Annotated in this window: 18 protein-coding genes and 2 pseudogenes; 18 read left to right on the forward strand and 2 right to left on the reverse strand. The window is 36.2% G+C overall.

What is annotated here, in order from left to right:
- From ACWXW9_RS28185 to ACWXW9_RS28195, 3 genes are all read left to right on the forward strand, one after another.
- On the forward strand, positions 1 to 358 hold a 358-nt coding region (locus ACWXW9_RS28185), incomplete at its 5' end, for a restriction endonuclease (RefSeq protein WP_494932071.1).
- 64 nt (positions 359 to 422) lie between these two features.
- Positions 423 to 938 (forward strand): hypothetical protein, encoded by a 516-nt coding sequence (locus ACWXW9_RS28190; RefSeq protein WP_494932072.1) that lies wholly within the window; start codon positions 423 to 425, stop codon positions 936 to 938.
- Between the two features lie 22 nt (positions 939 to 960).
- Positions 961 to 1,431 (forward strand): hypothetical protein, encoded by a 471-nt coding sequence (locus ACWXW9_RS28195; RefSeq protein ID WP_494932073.1) that lies wholly within the window; start codon positions 961 to 963, stop codon positions 1,429 to 1,431.
- Positions 1,432 to 1,644: 213 nt separating this feature from the next.
- Here the strand turns inward: ACWXW9_RS28195 and ACWXW9_RS28200 are convergent, their stop codons facing one another.
- Entirely contained in the window at positions 1,645 to 2,019 is a 375-nt protein-coding gene (locus ACWXW9_RS28200; protein ID WP_494932074.1) for a hypothetical protein, read from the reverse strand.
- Between the two features lie 445 nt (positions 2,020 to 2,464).
- On the opposite strand from ACWXW9_RS28200, the gene ACWXW9_RS28205 reads away from it, so the two are divergent.
- The 12 genes and pseudogenes from ACWXW9_RS28205 to ACWXW9_RS28260 form a co-directional block, all read left to right on the forward strand.
- Complete coding sequence (locus ACWXW9_RS28205; RefSeq protein ID WP_494932075.1) at positions 2,465 to 2,896, forward strand: hypothetical protein; 432 nt, start codon at positions 2,465 to 2,467, stop codon at positions 2,894 to 2,896.
- A 116-nt stretch (positions 2,897 to 3,012) separates the two neighbouring features.
- On the forward strand, positions 3,013 to 4,005 hold the full coding sequence (locus ACWXW9_RS28210; protein ID WP_494932076.1) for an ABC transporter permease: 993 nt from the start codon (positions 3,013 to 3,015) through the stop codon (positions 4,003 to 4,005).
- A gap of 6 nt (positions 4,006 to 4,011) precedes the next feature.
- Positions 4,012 to 5,229, forward strand: a complete 1,218-nt coding sequence (locus tag ACWXW9_RS28215) for an FtsX-like permease family protein (protein ID WP_494932077.1) — start codon at positions 4,012 to 4,014, stop codon at positions 5,227 to 5,229.
- The gene (locus ACWXW9_RS28220; RefSeq protein ID WP_494932078.1) at positions 5,229 to 5,888 is read left to right on the forward strand and encodes an ABC transporter ATP-binding protein; all 660 of its coding nucleotides are present in this window, start codon (positions 5,229 to 5,231) and stop codon (positions 5,886 to 5,888) included. The genes ACWXW9_RS28215 and ACWXW9_RS28220 overlap by 1 nt, the downstream gene beginning before the upstream one ends.
- Before the next feature lie 377 nt (positions 5,889 to 6,265).
- The gene (locus ACWXW9_RS28225; RefSeq protein WP_494932079.1) at positions 6,266 to 6,478 is read left to right on the forward strand and encodes a hypothetical protein; all 213 of its coding nucleotides are present in this window, start codon (positions 6,266 to 6,268) and stop codon (positions 6,476 to 6,478) included.
- Between the two features lie 118 nt (positions 6,479 to 6,596).
- Positions 6,597 to 7,796 carry a WXG100 family type VII secretion target gene (locus ACWXW9_RS28230; protein ID WP_494932080.1) on the forward strand — a complete coding sequence of 400 codons (1,200 nt, stop codon included), beginning with the start codon at positions 6,597 to 6,599 and terminating at the stop codon, positions 7,794 to 7,796.
- Positions 7,789 to 8,142 (forward strand): hypothetical protein, encoded by a 354-nt coding sequence (locus tag ACWXW9_RS28235; protein WP_494932081.1) that lies wholly within the window; start codon positions 7,789 to 7,791, stop codon positions 8,140 to 8,142. Before ACWXW9_RS28230 ends, ACWXW9_RS28235 begins: the two co-directional genes overlap by 8 nt.
- A 686-nt stretch (positions 8,143 to 8,828) precedes the next feature.
- The gene (locus ACWXW9_RS28240; RefSeq protein ID WP_494932082.1) at positions 8,829 to 10,346 is read left to right on the forward strand and encodes a DEAD/DEAH box helicase; all 1,518 of its coding nucleotides are present in this window, start codon (positions 8,829 to 8,831) and stop codon (positions 10,344 to 10,346) included.
- Between the two features lie 556 nt (positions 10,347 to 10,902).
- On the forward strand, positions 10,903 to 11,436 hold the full coding sequence (locus ACWXW9_RS28245; RefSeq protein ID WP_494932083.1) for a hypothetical protein: 534 nt from the start codon (positions 10,903 to 10,905) through the stop codon (positions 11,434 to 11,436).
- Between the two features lie 309 nt (positions 11,437 to 11,745).
- Positions 11,746 to 12,468, forward strand: a complete 723-nt coding sequence (locus ACWXW9_RS28250) for a hypothetical protein (RefSeq protein WP_494932084.1) — start codon at positions 11,746 to 11,748, stop codon at positions 12,466 to 12,468.
- Positions 12,469 to 12,674: 206 nt separating this feature from the next.
- Complete coding sequence (locus ACWXW9_RS28255; RefSeq protein WP_494932085.1) at positions 12,675 to 13,217, forward strand: hypothetical protein; 543 nt, start codon at positions 12,675 to 12,677, stop codon at positions 13,215 to 13,217.
- Between the two features lie 306 nt (positions 13,218 to 13,523).
- Positions 13,524 to 13,649, forward strand: a pseudogene (locus ACWXW9_RS28260) (sporulation initiation factor Spo0A C-terminal domain-containing protein); the annotation flags it as partial.
- A 62-nt stretch (positions 13,650 to 13,711) separates the two neighbouring features.
- Here ACWXW9_RS28260 and ACWXW9_RS28265 read toward each other — a convergent pair.
- A complete protein-coding gene (locus ACWXW9_RS28265; protein ID WP_494932086.1) occupies positions 13,712 to 13,969 on the reverse strand; it encodes a hypothetical protein in 258 nt (85 codons plus the stop codon).
- Positions 13,970 to 14,247: 278 nt separating this feature from the next.
- On the opposite strand from ACWXW9_RS28265, the gene ACWXW9_RS28270 reads away from it, so the two are divergent.
- The 3 genes and pseudogenes from ACWXW9_RS28270 (at position 14,248) to ACWXW9_RS28280 (ending at position 17,286) form a co-directional block, all read left to right on the forward strand.
- Complete coding sequence (locus tag ACWXW9_RS28270; RefSeq protein ID WP_494932087.1) at positions 14,248 to 15,948, forward strand: methyl-accepting chemotaxis protein; 1,701 nt, start codon at positions 14,248 to 14,250, stop codon at positions 15,946 to 15,948.
- 538 nt (positions 15,949 to 16,486) lie between these two features.
- A pseudogene (lepB, locus tag ACWXW9_RS28275) lies at positions 16,487 to 16,706 on the forward strand (signal peptidase I); the annotation flags it as partial.
- Between the two features lie 175 nt (positions 16,707 to 16,881).
- A complete protein-coding gene (locus ACWXW9_RS28280; protein WP_494932088.1) occupies positions 16,882 to 17,286 on the forward strand; it encodes a hypothetical protein in 405 nt (134 codons plus the stop codon).
- Positions 17,287 to 17,355: the final 69 nt, after the last annotated feature.

The raw sequence follows: 17,355 nt of genomic DNA on the forward strand, positions 1-17,355 counted from the left end.
ACGCAATGTCATTCAGGCTAAACGGTATGCAATAAGCAATCCTGTGGGTTTGAGCGCAGTTCAGGAAGTGTATAGCTCGATGCGATTTTATAGAGCTAAGAAGTCCATTGTCATTACTTCAAGCAAATACACAATTTCGTGTGAACAGTTAGCCAGTTATAATGGAGTGAAGCTGCTGGATCGCGATGATTTAATTGAAATGATTGAGCTATTCAAAGAACAACAGAACAGCAAAGTAAAAGATATCATCGAAGCTGAGCCTTACTTGAGTCTGGATTCATGGGACGATTATAGGAATAATGATAAGATTGTGAAGAAGGATCGTAAGGCTGAGAAACTTGTTGCTTCGGGTAAGTAGGCTTCAAGTAAAACGATGATTTTATAAGGGTGCATAAGAAATCTAAAATAAGGGAGGGTTAAGCATGGAAGTTATAACTAAATATTTGCCTATAGTCGGAGCTGGATCTTTAGTCGCACTAGCCTTACTAATTTTCAAAGCTATTGCGTTAATTAACTCATCTACTCTTGAAAAGTTACTGTACAAGAGCAATAAAAGATATATGGTAACACCACTGTCAATTGCACTAACTGTCGCTACTACTTCTATGCTATGTGTCATCATAAGCTTTTTAAATGATGAAATTAAAAATATAACAGATTTGAAGGTGACAATATTAGCCTCTTCATTTCTTAGCTTTTTATTAAGCTTAATTGTTTTTGTACCTTTATATTTTGTGAAAAAGAAGAAAGGAAGAGTATACTATATTAAAGATAATCTAAATGGCACAGATATTGAGCTTTACTTATTGAAAACTACCGATGAGGGTTATATTTTATTGTCTGATCAACCGCATGTTGATTCTAGTACAGGATTTAAAATATTAAGGAAACAAGAAGATATACTTAATAAGCAGATCTATTCAAAACTTATTTCATAACAACGGAGATGATGATCTAAAAATGAATCTAAATCAGTTACACACTATGACTTACACGTTAAACAGCGGAATTAAAGGAATAGTTAACCTATCCAACAAGCAAATAAAGGACTGGATAGAGTCATATCGTGTAGGAAGTAAATATGTAACAACAGTAGGCAAAGAACATTTTGGTTTGAATCCTGAGCTTGTAGCAGACTTCAAAGTACATAATGAATACTCAGAGCAAAGGGAACATGTAGCAGCAATACAGCCTACAGCAGCAAGTAAGGCCAGTGAACAGTTAGCAGACGCATACAGCCAGCACAAGGTACTGATTCAGGTAGAATGTAAATGTGGAGCTTCTTATATAGAAGAGTCAGCGTATAAAAGGAACAAATGGGGCTGTATGGAATGCGGTGAAATTGTGTTTCTGGATAGTAAGAAGGGTATGGTTGATACAGTGAAAGGGAAAGCGTGGTATATGACCAACAGGTATTTCGTTGAGAGGTAATAGAGGGGGTTGGCAGCTTGGCGACCACTCGAAGTGTGAAAAGGAGACTGAGAAAGTATGGATGACGAAGGTTTGAAGACAGTCTTTTATAGATAGTAAAATTCATAAGTGTTAAGCACAGTATTTCATAATGAATTGAAGAGAGGACATGATGAGTAGATGAATTAAAAGGACTGACGATGGAATTAGCTGCCAGCCCATTTGGTTTATTTTTTAGTTTGTTGTGTCTTTTAAATATGCTACACCAACTTCAGTACCCGATTCTCCATTAATCCCAACATAATATTTACAACTGTTACTCATCCAGTAATCTTGAAAACTAGCTTTTTTTGTTGTTGTGTATATATCGATAGAGTGAGCATTTTTGAAACTGTTACCATTACATGACTCAAAAAGAGTAGCCTTAGCGGAACCCTTTGTAACTTCTAGTCCGAATCTGCCATATTGATTCTTACCATTAATTGCAGTCGTTGTATCCGTTAGTTTACTTGGTGAGATATAGGCCCAAGATTCAGCAGCATAAACAGATGATAGTCCAACAATACTTAATATTGCAACCAGACTCAAAGAAAATATTTTCTTTTTCATTATGAAACCAACCTCCAAATATGGAATATATTTCACTGTAGAAGATACATGATTTATGATGCTTTATCAACAAAAACTTTTGAAAAATTACGTAGAAATTATTACGCTGAAACGAATCAGGATATTATAGAGAAATGGAGGTAAATAAAGGGTTCATGGCCGGATTCGTCTAGAATGAAGCCACCACAACACCCTCTACACAAGGAGAATCTACCATGAGCTACACTCCTCTAAGCATAGTCGAACGCAGCAAGCTAGACCTCATCAACCACAGACCACGAAAATGTTTGGGCTGGAAGACCGCTCATGAATCTTTCACAGAGGAATTGTCGCACTTGGCTTGACAATCCTTTTTTACAAAAAAATGGACTAGGAGTATAATGTTTCATGGGTATCAAGGTGAATTTAGTAGAAAGGGAGTTTATTTAATCATGAAGAAAAAATTATGGGTCTTGCATTGAGTTCGTGTCTTTTATTAGGGAGTGTTCCCGCGTATGCTGCCGAAAGTGCGGCAGAACCTAACCAAGCAGTTGATCCAAACTTGGTAATATCAACCAAGGAAGAGTTGCATATCCCTAATAATGTAACTGTTAATTCAATTACTCCGTTAGACAATGCTTCTATAACATACGATCACAATTCAGGAATTGATTGGGATAAAAACAACAGACAGGTTTGGGGAAACACACAGGCCCAGCAAGGGAAGACAAAGCTAGACAGTTATACGAGAGCACGTTTTGAACATTTGACTGGATCAGTGTATGGAGATTCTGGACGAGTATGGAGCACCAACCAAGGAAGATCCTATGCTCGTTCTGATTGGGAAAACTATAACGCACTCAGATCCGGTGTAGCCAAAACATACTACGGTATCTAATTTTTTAACGAATTATTTCTGATATGAATCTCTGTTTTTAGTAATTCTATTAATAAAAAATTCACCAAACAATTCACCAAACAATTCACCTTGTTACCTACCTTGGAGGATACATTATGAACAATATTCGTATAACTCGTGTCAAAGTTTTAGATGTGCTTTTATTTATCGCTATTACCCTGTTCAGTTTCGCTTGCTTATTTACATTGTTTTATAATGAAAACGTAAATCTCGTAAAAAAACTAAGCAATAACTTTTATGATGATAATGCCTTGTTTTTCAAAACATCAAAAACTGAACTTGACTTTACTTCTTTATATGAGGCATTACCAAATGATACTGTATTATTCGGAAGGTTTTACGGGCAAGGAGAGGATATTCGAGGTGTTATGTATAAGGGAGACTATGTTCCACCCAACTTAATAAGTGGAAGGTTTTTTTCTGAATCTGATTTCATATCTAATTCGCATGTTGCAGTTATTGGTAATGATGTTCCTATAAATAAAACCATAAATGAAAAAAAATATGTCGAATATAATCATATGGATTACGAGGTCATAGGGATTATTGGTTACAATATACCTACTAGAATAGATCGGACAATTTTACTGAACTTGAATGCCGATAATATCACTTCCAGTGTTGAATATATTGTTAGCAGTTCAACCATACAAAATGGTTTGAATTTTATTGGCAACGAAAAAATGTTTGGGCAAGTTTCTGTATACGATAAGGAAAATGTTAATATTTTGCATCTAATTGATAGAGGTAATAATCAAGTAATTACATCCATAATTTTTATTATCGTACTCTTTGTAAATAGCTTATCGGTAATGATCTTTTGGAACGAAAAAAAGAATACTGAAATGAAGATCAAATGGAGCAACGGGTACACTAAAAAGAAAATATTAATAGATGTGTGGAAAGATTTTTTCCCAATACTATTGTTGAGCTTAATATCGGCTCTTGGCTCTTCTTGGTTTTTCGGAAAATATATGCATGATGTCGAGTTAAGCCTTCAACCGGCTATGTTGGGGGCGACGAGCTTGCTTTTATTGTTTTCATTTTTAGTGATCGGTATCTCTTATATTAAGATGACACAAAGGTGATCTGTGATGCTCAATTTGCTTATTGATTCATTAAAACAACATAAACGAAAAACCATACTTTCCATCTTACAATGTACTGCTTCGTACATTTTGGTTATTTTGACATTAAGCTTGGCTACACATACACATGAACTTGCATCAAATGTTCAAAATGCTACATCCTCTTTATACAAGGTTAATGACAATTTTTTCAATGATGAGGAAAAGAACTTTCTTGCTCAATCGGATAACCTTAAGGTCTTAAATGAGCTGTACGAATGGGAAAAAACGAATCCAAGTTTTAAGTATATTATTGCAAGCAGACAAAATCTTTTTCTAGATGTGCAAGGCTTGCCTGCAAAGTTTCAATATGGATATGAAGCTGGACACGAAACCCCAGACGCATATGAAAGTATTCAAGTGAATCAACAGTTTATTGACCACTTTGCTATCCAGACTTCTGAAGGTAGAGTATTTCAAGCTGGAGATTATAACGGGGAAAATGACGTTATTCCTATAATTTTGGGTTATGAATATAAGGATTATTTTAACTTGAAACAAATCATAAACGTGGGATATATGGGAGTAAATTTAAAGTGTAAAGTAATTGGCTTTTTGGGGCAGCATAGCTTTTATAATAATGGATACGCTTTGAAATACTTGGATAGACTTGTTGTATTCCCATCTTTGGAAGTAGACAATATTTATGCACAAGATAGAAGTTTTATGTTAAAACTATTTTTGGATAAAACAAGTGGCTACATCCAATCTTCTCTTTCGGCACAAAAAATCCAAGAGCTGTTCACACAAAAAAGTTTGCAACTTGATATCGAGCCATATGTTGTGGAAGGAGTCTCAAATTTTTATCTTACGATGTGGGGGCTAGAAGGAGAGCAATTACAAAAAGTGCTTATTATATTTTCATTTGTCATTGCTTTTGTTGCGCTATTCAGCATTTCAACAAATCTCATAGCTAAAATCACTCTCCGTAAATACACATATGGAATCATGATTGCAAACGGTACAAGAAGAGCAGTAATAAATCTTTCAATTCTTTTTGAGATATTTTTTATCAATTTGGTATCATTATGTATTGCAGCTTTGTTTTCATTTGTGATTTCTAAAAATATAAATATCCCTATTCTACTTATTTTCAGCTTCACACTTTCACTACTATCTTTTATTCCTCCATGGATTTCTGTGAATAGATTAAAGTTGTCGAAAACAATACGAGGTGGGAACTAATGAGTGTAATTGCATTAAAGAATATAAATAAATCTTACGGTTCAAGAACGATACTTTCCGATGCCTCTTTCAATGTAGATCATGGAGATTTAGTAGGAATCATAGGCAGAAGTGGGTCTGGAAAAACTACCTTGTTAAATATTTTAGGGTTTATGGATATTGCAGATAGCGGGGAGTATTTCTTTGATAGTCAACTAATTAAGCCCAAAGATGAGAAACGAATGACTGTGTTAAGAAGAGATGAAATCGGATTTATTGTACAAGATTATGGCTTAATTAAAGAAAGAAGTGTTTTTTATAATATTGCCTTACCTTTATTGAGTCAGAACACACCTAAAAAGGAAATTAAGCACCGTGTTGATTCTATCGCGGAGCAACTTAAAATATCCGACTTAATTAATGAGTATCCCCATGAAATTTCTGGAGGCGAAGCTCAAAGAGTCGCAATAGCAAGGGCGCTTATCAGAAAACCGAAAATAATTTTGGCAGATGAGCCAACAGGTGCTTTAGACGAATCAGCAGAATCAGACATATTGGAAATACTTCATGCTCTTAATAGATCAGGTGTCACAATTGCACTGGTAACTCACAATCAAGTTGTTGCAAATATATGCAAGAAATTATATACAATAGTAGATGGGGAAATCGTTCCTGTGTAGCGAATATACTACAAATGCTTTAGTGTAAAGGCACAACCATATAGAATGCCACATCCCTGTTACTTGAGATGTGGCATTTTTATGCCAATTTGCTGTTGATTCCCATGATTTTATCATACCTCGTAAAAACAGAATACTGGATTGTTTCGTCACATACATAAAAATTCAAACTCAGCGGATTTGGATCGGATACACTTAGTTGGACAACAAAATGAGGGCTTGTAGAATGAACCTATTATCCTAAGGATCGGATCTCTACAATGCCGAAACAACGACGTACTTTTACAGCAGAGTTCAAGAAGCAAATGGTACAATTATAGGAGAACGGAAAGTCCAGAGCGGATTTGGTGGAGTAATATGGTCTCACAGCCTCGGCTTTGGATCGCGGATTATGGCAACTCATATCAATTGTAGCTACAACTAAACATACACAGTCAAGTCAAGGTTTAACTTTGGCAAAAACGCAAACCGATATTGCTCAGGAACTTGGTATCACAAAACAGCAGCTACATAACTACAAAAAACTCCTGACACTTATTCTTGAATTGCAGGATATGGTTGAGGATCAAAATTTAAAGCAACAACTATAAGCCTTTAGACATAGGTAGAAAGGTTTGTCCTTCACATAACAATTAGGAATTAAGGTTATTTTCCATAAATTTGAATTGTGTTATTATGTCATAACGAACTCAAACCCAGAGGTATATTATGACAACCATTAGAGTAACGCCTGAGCAGTTAATGACTGTCTCCAAGCATTTCGAACAGGCACAACAATTAGTAACTCAAATGAATAGTAATTTAGTACAACAAATTTCATCTATGGAACGGTTGTGGGACGGTACAACCAAACAGCGCTTTTACTACAGTTTCCAAGTCTCTCAGAAGAATATGAATGACTTTGTTACACTTACGGACTCTATAGCAAAAGAATTGCGTCACCATGCAGATAAATTCAGATTAGCTGATATGATGGAATCAGGTAACATTGACACGAGTTGTTTACCGCCTCCACCTAATTCATGTGCTGTTCCTACTCCAGATACACGAAACGCATTTCAGAAATCGGCAGATAGCTTAACTGAACTAGGTCAGGACTTTGTAGCCGCTAACTCAGTACGCTATGAGAAAAAATTTGATTCAGTTTGGAGCTTCCTAGATTATATGTCCTATGGTATTCCGAAAGGAATGTATGAAGGATATATGGAACGAGCAGCCAAACAAAACGATTCATGGAATGACATGCTCAATTTCGGTACATTTGGAGTAACGGGTATGATTCAGGGGGCATTTAATCCCAATGATGCCTGGTCAAAGGAACACTGGGCTAATATGATCGGTACAGCAGGAATGGTGGGTGGAGTTAGTTCAATAATCAAGCCTAAACTTGGGATTGGTAATACAATCAAGTTTAACGGTGAAGTTAGAGCATTTCCCAAAGGCCATGACCTAGATTTGAAATCGTGGGAAGAGATGCCTGTAAGTGGTCAGAGAAAGGTGACGCCAACTGGACACAGAATTATGAATGTGAGTGAAATGAAGTCATTTAAAAAAGAAATGGATGCAATAGATATAAAGGTTTTGATTGATAAGAAAGATAAAATTTTGCCTGAAAGTGCTGCGGCTGGTTTTAATCCAGCTACAGGAGAAATAGTTCTGAGAAAAGAACCGACAAATTTGAGCGCAATACATGAGTCTTATCATGCCAAGCAGTGGAAGGAACTAGGGAAAGATAACTATTTACAACAAAGGACTCTTGAGAGAGAAGAGTTCGTTTATAATGAAATTATGAAAAATAAAGAGTTATTTAATGAGGGGGAAATTCTTTTTTCGCAAAAATATATCTATAAATTAAGAAACGGGGAATGGCCTCCACCGGGCTGGAAAGGTTTTGAAAATAATGAGTGAAAAGATAAATAAACATCTTACAGCAGAACGAGCTGTGCAAATAGCTGAGGAATACAAGGAAAAGTACAATCTTTCTGGAACCATAGACAGTACAAAGGAACGTACTGTAAAATTTTATACTCAGTTTGACGATTCCAATCTCCCAGTTTGGCTTGTAATGGTAAGTATAATTCCAACTGTATTCCAAGCAGATGATGAGTACACCATTGTGATCTCAGATGCAGAGGCAAAGGTCAAATATCTAATTGATCCTAATGGACATTATTATGCTCCTCATACAAAAGAGGATGGATTGACGGACGAAGAGTTTGATAAATTATGGAATGAAGATTCAGAAGACAATTAATCTACGAAGCTTGCTCCTTTAACAATAAAAAGGAGTGAGCTTTTTTGTAGTTATCCAATCTGAATAAAAGGAATAAGATTTACAACCACCTTGCGTCAAATTTAACTCACCATGCTCCAATACAACCGTGACAAATTGTTGTGCTTGGGTAGGTGATCAGAGCGCCCAACAAAATGGTGATCGGAATTTTTTCCTTCCTTTTATATATAGCTATTTTGTATCGATAAACTTTATAGCCGAAAAAATATATCAATGGAGTATATAAAAAAGCTTGTAATTAAGGGAATATATGCTATACTAGAATGGTGATAGAGAGAAAACAATAAATTGAAAGGAGAGACAAAGTGAGGCGAAGGTGAAAGGGAATAAAAGTTAAGTAGTAGACAATACATATTGCATTACCACGAATACAATTAACAAAGTAGATTTAAAACACAGTAAGTAAATGAGATGAATACTAGATTGGATAGTCGGAATAAAATTATTTTTAGGATTGGCAAACTTAATATTGTTTTATTTATTCTTTCTGATATTAGATCGTTAAGTTTATTTGTTGTGTGATCTTTGAAAACTGAAAAATAAAGGGAGTGGTCTATATTTCTATAGGTACAACGTCATAAGTTTATGTAAACCGTCTATTTACCTTTAATTAAAGATATTTATGTAATGAACAGAAAGGAGAAATTTTGACACAATCAACAAGGAAAAGGATTACTGTTTCAGATGTACTAACTGAACATATCCACAAGTGGCAACGTGGAGACATAATCACAATTGAAGCTGGTACAGGTGTTGGTAAAAGTCACTTTATAAAAAATGAACTCTATCCCATAGCGAAAAAGGAGAGGGCTAGGATTCTTTTCTTCCTCAATAGGACTAGGCTAAATGAACAGTTTCAAGAGGAAATTAAAAGGGATGGGAAGTCGGATGTAATTACAATTATCTTGTATCAAAAGTATGAATGGGAGCTACTGAACAATAATGTGATTGTCAAAGAGGACTATAAGTACATAGTATGCGATGAGTTTCACTATTTTCTAACTGAATCAAGGTACAACAAGAACACCGAAGATTCATTTTATGCGATGATCAATGAAACAAGTAAAATAAGAATATGTATGTCTGCAACTGCTGACGCTATGATTGCTTTCTTCAAGTATAAAAATATAAAACACGAAAGTTATTCTATTCCTCATGATTACAGTCACATCAAGGAATTGATTTTTTATCAGAATGAAAAAGTGTTAGAGAAGTTTCTACGTCAAATACCCAAGAATCACAAAGCGATCTGTTTCACTAAAAGCTCAGCTAAGGCTTTCAGACTACATGATACATTTAAAAACTCTATGTTTGTCTGTTCTCCTTCTGGAACTGCTCCAGAGAAAAAGCACATGGACAAAGAAAAGGTTAGTAAGATGCTGATTGATGAAAAGTTTGACGAACAGTTTGTATTCAGCACATCTACCCTAGACAATGGCATCAATCTAAAGGATAAACTAATCAAGTATGTGATTGTCGATATTATGGATATAGACGTTCTGATTCAGTGCTTAGGTAGGAAGAGGATCATCGACAAATCAGATAAAGTCACTGTAATCATCAAAAATATCTCGAATAAAATGTTGAACAAACTGATCAGAGACTGTGACAAACAGATCGAACCTGCTTTATACCTACAAGAACATGGAACATCAAACTATGTGGAGAAGTATAGGAAACAGCCTAATCGTATTGTATATGACCATCCAGTAAATAATGAAGTTGGATATGATAAAGCTATCAATGATTTGATGTTTTTTAAAGAAATCTATGACAAGCAGTTTTATGAACAAGTAGTCAGTGAAGAAAATGGATATATGAACTACATAAAAATGAAGCTCCAACAAGATACATATACAATATTGGATGATACATATGAAAAGGCTGATATTACTGATTACTTAGATACAATTGTAGGTAAACGTTTATACAAGGAAGAACAAGCAGAGTTAATTAAAAAAGTTGATTTACATGATGGAAGAAGAAGACAACAGAAAGATGTTGAACAGTTAAATATTTATTTTCAGAAGAACAGTTTACCATATAATATCAATAATGATTCTAAAACGAACAAGGACAGAAGAAGACGATTAGACAACGGTGATGTTAACCCAAACTATAACAAAAGGTACTGGATATTGGCTAAACATATGGTTTTTGACTAATATGTTGCGTCCAAAACGTGGAAAAATACCTATATAGACACCGCTAAATCGAAAAAACGGTAAAAAAACCTTTGTTTATATAGCTTTTAGTGCGTCCAGAGCATGGATGTCATACTCAAATCAAAAAAATCAAAATTAGGAGCATAGGGGTGAATTGCTGTAGGCAAGAGGGGAAACGGTGACTGGAAATACTACTATGTAGCGTAGCGAAATAGTTTTATTTACCATGAGTTTCCCTTGTACTTAAAAGCATTAAAGATTAAGGTCAAAAGAATCTCCGCAAGCGCTACGCTATTGCTACGTCATCCAGTCACTTGTGACTGTCTGTAATTTAGATATTTGAACCTGAATCAGAAGCTAATCCATGTAATGATTACAATGTAAGCAAGTAGATTGTTTGAATAAATTAATTAGATGATTTTCTAATTAGATGATGAAGGCACAGAAAATAAAAAATGCACCTTAACGATTTGCAACCTTTGCCATAAATTTAAAGTAGGAGCCAGTAAAAATAGCTCAAGAATTACACCAATACATATACGAGGAGAAAATAGCAATGAAAAATTTGAATGATAGCAAAATGAATTTTAGTTCAGTAAACCACTTTAAACAACAGGAGTATAGAGACATTACAGAGTCCTATTCATTAACGAACGAAGAAGTCAGAGGATTTTATGATATGCTTTGGTCTATGCTTATCTATGAAGATCGTACATATGAAGTTTGGAAATATATCCGTGAAAATTCAGATGAAACTGAGTCAGAAGATGTTCAAGTTCCTTTACCTGATTGTACAGAGAAGTTTATGAGCATGTTGGAGCAGAATCTGATGCGGGAATATGGTAGTAACGTATTAGGTCATTATGAACGGGCATATCAACAAGAAAAAGTGGATTTTGAACTGTATAAAACTGATGGTATGAATGTTAGGGGGAGAGCGCTCTATCCGTACCTTTCAATCATAAATAATTCATATAAAAATCGAGATGATCATGACGCCAATATTGTAAATAAATTGATAGAAATAGTGGTAAAGTTAACTGATATCAAATTCCCAGTTGAAGGCGAACAAAGTCAATTAGTTCATTAATTCTAAGAGATGAAAGGGGTGATGCGCTTGATTGGTTAGCATGTTTCGATACAACAATCTATAGTATCCTTTTACATATTCCTTTCTTATGTAAAGTTGATTGGATCGTAGCCGACTTTTTCTACCTGTTTTATATTCTATAATGAGGTGTTTATCATGGAAGGTAAAAAATTTGTTATTATGCTTTTACTTTTTTGCTTGTCGTGCATTATAGGACTAATCGCTTTAATCTACGGATTCATCTGGTTAGTATTCAATGGATAGTTTATAAAATCAACATTTCATTTAAAAACATTGGGGGCAATATTATTGAGTAAACGTGGACGACCATTTAAGGTTCAGCCAGAAGAGGTTGCTAGATGGACAGAGAAATACAAGAACGATGTTCCGTACAGAGATTATCGCTTAAGAGGAATAGCGTTAGCTAATGAAATGATTAAAGAAGGAATTATTGATGAATCAAGTGAATATGCTATTTTCCTCCTATATTGCTCCTTTAATTCCCGAATAAATGCGACTCATTATAAAACAGGAATATATGACGGTGTTTATTGTGAGTGGTCTGATCCAATACAAGCTTGCTATGATGTAATTGAAAACCTACCTTCATTCTGGGATAAGTGGAGAAAGGTCACGGAGAACTATCAGCAAACTGGAATTCATGGTGACAGACCATCCATAGATCGTCTATCAGATGAAAAGAGTATAGGCTATCGTAAGGGGAATATCGGATGCTTGTCACTTGCCGACAATACGGCGCGCGCCACCAAAAAAACACATTATGTTTTCTTTTTAAATGTTAACTATACATACACAAATAATGAGTTTAAGAAATATGAGAGTAAGAAAGCAGCGCTTGAAGATTTACAAATTAGCTTCAAAACGGATACGGGCAGACTGTATGAGAAAAGTGGAAGGAAAGTATTGGTGCAATCAGAAGCGGTCAGCTTAGGACTTCGACAGTTAGATGAGCATGAACATGATGAACAGCTAGAAGAATATAGAGGTTGGTTACCAGTATGTACTATGTAGTGATGGAGTCATTCGTACTGCGTATCAGGCGTTCACCTTTCCAATGATGGCTATCGTGTTAAAGCCAATGGGAGGTAATCAAGTTGAGTAAGCAAACAACTCTGCGAGATATTATAAACGAATATGCTATCGTAGCAGGTCAATTGAGTACAGATGGAATACATATTGAGGGGGACACATTTCAATGAAGTACTGTAAAGAATGTAATGTTGAATATGAGGAAAACCTTATGTATTGTGGTTAATAATTTCGTTCCACAAGATACGAATAATAAAGCATTTAAACCTTTGACAGTGTTAATCTTGACTTCTGTTGTACTGATTTGTGCTACACTGATCTATTTTATTAATACAAGTTACTTCACACCAGAAGCGAAGGCAAAAACTATTGTGAATAACTATTTAGAAGCAATTATGAATGGTGATTTGACAGGTGATTATCAAAAACCTAATGTTGATGATTTTATAAATGTTTTGGATTACAAATTTTTGCGTGTGGTGGATAAGTGGGAAGAACCTAATGGATTAATTGTAGATGAAGATATGTACAAAATGTATCACGAAAAGGAATTTAAATCTTTTAGGGAATGGAAAGAGAGCCTGAAACGTCAATTTACTGATTTGACTGTAGTTTCAGAGAGTGAACAGGATATGGTAATGAAATCAGCAACAGATAAGCATTACAAAATTGAATTGCTTTATGATGTTAACGCGACAAACGGGGGGGACAATCAATTTATAAAAAGGTAAGTTTTTTTGTTGAGGAAGACGTCTTTGATAATTATAAGATAATTTTGGTGCATGATAAATGATAAAATTTTTAATTTTAGATCATAGTATTTGTTTATTTTACTGCCTTCGGGCAGTTTTTTTTATGGGGGTATGCTACATTCATAAATTGATTTTTTATAATTGCTATGATATGGTTAAGACTGTAAAACAAATTAGCCACTAAATTACTTGACCATAAACCAACCAATTGATAAAAATTGATTGCATATAACTTATGAATATATTATTTTAAATCACCTCAAAAACCTTGATGCGTAAGGCTTCGGCAATATTGACAGTATCTCTCACTTATTTGGATATACGATTAATATTTCTAAATCCAAGCCAACGAATAGCGAATTTATTGCCATGGTAGCTGACAAGCTGCGGATTGAGAATAAGGTGTCCTGAAAGGGTCGGGATGATTGATCCGAGATTAGCTATGTTGAACTGATAAACTTATATGTAGCATATCAATTGATACCGTTATTTATTGGGATTGTGAAAAATCCAATAAATAACGGTATTTTTGATACTGTGAAGGCAAATGTTTCATCAAAATAAGAACCGGGTAAATGGCTCATCTGTATAAAGTTTAAAAGAGAATAAATGCTATATAAGCCTAGCGCAGTTAAAATGCTAAAAATGATTAGAACAACTAAAGGAATCACACTAAGTGTAATTCCGGCAACGGCTAGTCCGCGACCAGAAGAAGATTTTCTTGCAACCATACCAAGTTACTACGCCTACGCTATTTTAGGGATGATCATAAAATGAGTAAACGAGGTTTTTAAGCATTCCCCTCGCTATGTGGCGGAACTATTGCTCGAGATCAACATAACACGTTCCACGCTGTTTATAAAACAAACCTGAATCAGCTTCACTAATCATCACAAAGTAAAATTTTCCTTTTGGAAACAGTTTTGAAAAATCTCTTTAATTTGATATAAACAATGTGTCGATTCATGTCGATATAATACTTACTATAAAGAGATTGAGGAGCGAATATATGAAATTCAACATCCGAACAAAATTGTTATTAGGTTTTCTTACGGTTATTGTTTTATTGATTCTCATTAGTACAGTATCCACCTCAAAAATGAAAAACTTGGGTGACACATCGATGGAAATTGATAATCATTGGATGCCGAGTGTGACTATTTTGGGAACTCTTAACGGTGATGTTTCCGATGTAGAGCGGCTCTCATTGAATATAGTTGTAGAACGTGACCCTGAGGAAGTGAAAAAGGTTGAAACTGAATACAATCAGGTTTTGAAAAAGGTCGAGAACGGCCGAAAAACATACGAGAAATTAATTGCTACTCCTCAAGAACGTGAAATGTATGATGATTTCTCCAAAAAATATTCAGAGTACCTGGATAAATTGCCAGAAGTGATTGCAGCGGGCAAAGCTAACGATTATGCTCAATCAAGCATTCTTCACAAAGAGTCTTATGCACTATGGTATAACGCAAACGATATGATCAGTAAGCTCATTAAATTGAATGCAGATGGATCAAAACTGACTACGGAAGAAGCAGTTGACAACTATATTTCAGGTAGACAAATGGTCATCATTTTAAGCGTTGCAGCAGTCGTCTTGGCGCTGGTGATTTCTATCCTCATAGCGCAATCCATATCCAAACCAATCTTGCAAATCAGTCGCGCTGCTGAAAGAATAGCAGCAGGTGACCTGACGGGCGAGGAAATAACAGTGAAGAGCAAGGATGAGATCCATGCCTTGTCGCATTCTTTTAATGCAATGGTCCAGAACCTGCGCCAACTGATTCAATCAGTTAGTAAAACGTCAGAGTTGGTAACTACTTCCTCAGAGGAATTGACAGCCAGCGCAGAACAAAATAGCCAAGCTTCCGCACAAATAACCGAGACGGTGCAAGAAGTAGCTACAGGCACGGCTCAACAGGTGGACATGGTTACGAAGTCATCCCAAGCTATTGAGGAAATGTCTATCGGTGTTGAACAAATTGCCATTCGTGCGCAAAATGTATTTGCATCTGCTCAGGATGCGGCCCACAAATCAGCTGAAGGTAACCAACTGATTCAGCAGGCTGTTACACAAATGAACGCAGTAAATCATTCGATGAATGGTCTGGCTGATCTTATGGCTGGATTGGGAGAGCGTTCCGACGAAATTGGCAAGATTATTGATGTGATCACCAATATTTCAAGTCAGACAAATCTTCTTGCCCTGAATGCTGCAATTGAAGCGGCTCGAGCGGGAGAACACGGTCGTGGATTTGCTGTAGTTGCGGGTGAAGTGCGCAAGTTGGCAGAACAATCGGCTCATTCTGCTCAACAAATTACGGAGCTTGTTGGTTTGATTCAAAAGGACACCGTGCATGCTATCGAGGCTGTAGCGTCCAATGGAAAAGATGTCATGACAGGTCGGGAAGTCGTACAGAATGCAGGTGCATCCTTTGAACTGATTCAGGATACCGTTAATAAAGTAGCGAGTGAGATTGAAGAGGTATCCGCTGGATCAGAGCAAATGTCTGCAAGTACGGATGAAGTTGTTGGCTTTGTCAGACAAATTTCAGCGATTGCTGAAGAAGCCGCAGCCGGAACACAGCATGTGTCTGCTGCAACACAAGAGCAACTGGCATCCATGGAGGAAATTGCTTCATCTGCAAGAAACCTGTCTACCATGGCAGAGGACTTGCAAGGGCAAATCGGAAAATTCAAAGTATAATTTAGATCAACATAGTTTTAAGATGGAACTCAGCAGAGACAGTGTGGGTGTAACAACCCGCTGTCTCTTTTTATGTTGTAAGAGGGGGACAGAGACGTCATGATATAATGATGGGAAATTCTATGTATTGAGGAGGAAGTATATGGAAAATAACAAACCGGCCAAAGCAAGTGATTTACGTCAGCTGGCAACAGACAAAATTTATATTTGAAATTTATTTCGGGGCAACTCAATACAGAGCCTAAAAGTTTACATAACCGTGGAATCCAATCAAACTGGCTTGAACCGTTTTTATTTGAGGATCGCAATACAGCCTTCATTCAATTGGCATCTAGTGTAACCGGAGATCTGTCATTTAAGATAGCGGAAATCGTTATGAAATTAATGAACAAAAATGCTTTGGATTGGCTAACATGTGATGTACTACTTTGAATGACAGGGGCATTTGAATTTGAAACGTTATAATATAGACTACCCAATGAAGATGTCAAAAGGACTTTAGGCATAGTAGCAAAGCTTTAAGGAGAACGATTACCATAGAGGGGATATTATCGTTTTTCAGAAGGATGATGTACAATTTGTAAAAAGGGTCATTGGACTTCCTCGGGAAAAGGTCAAGGTAGGAGGATCAAGTCTATATTAATGGAAAAGCGATCAAGGAAACATATCTGGAAAAAGGCGACTTACCTAACATGCCTGATTTCCCGTTAAGAGGTGAGTCGGATGATGTACCGGAGGGCATGATTTTTGTGTTGTGAGACAATCGGATGTACAGCACAGACAGTCGTTTTCTCGGACATATTTCAATGAATAGGTTATAGGCAAGGTTATTGCATTTAACGGGATTCGTTAGACGAAACAGAATAAAGCCTGTATTCTACGGGCATGTGGAACTAACCCAAATGAATTTAAAGCAAAGGCGGGGATGAAGGCATGTGGAATAGTCTAACTTGGGTGATCATCGGAGTGTTGGTCGTAGCATTGGGTTGGATTGTTATGGCATGGCGTGGTCGCAGTAACACCAAACAAGTGAATGAGCAGCCGGGCAGTAATGTCGTTGAATTTCGTCCTCGTAAGCCTATTCGACAATCTCGTACCGGTAGCGTGTCCAAATCCAAGGTATTTTCCGGTTCCCGTGCGAACACAGACGCAACAGGTGTTAAAGACCAATCTGGGTTTGGACTGTCTGACTCTATCCAGAGCACGGGCAAGCAGAAATGCTCCTTTTGTAAAAAAGAAGACAAATTAACCTTTTACGCAGATGACAATGGTTCGCTGTACGGGGTATGCAAGGATTGCAAGCACAAGGCGGAACGGCAGGATATGCTGCCACTTTAGCCTATGCAGACGATACGGAATCGGTAGAGTATTTTGAAGATCATTAAAAAAATCCCCAACCGTGAGTTA

This window comes from Paenibacillus sp. LT-B23 (assembly GCF_059417685.1).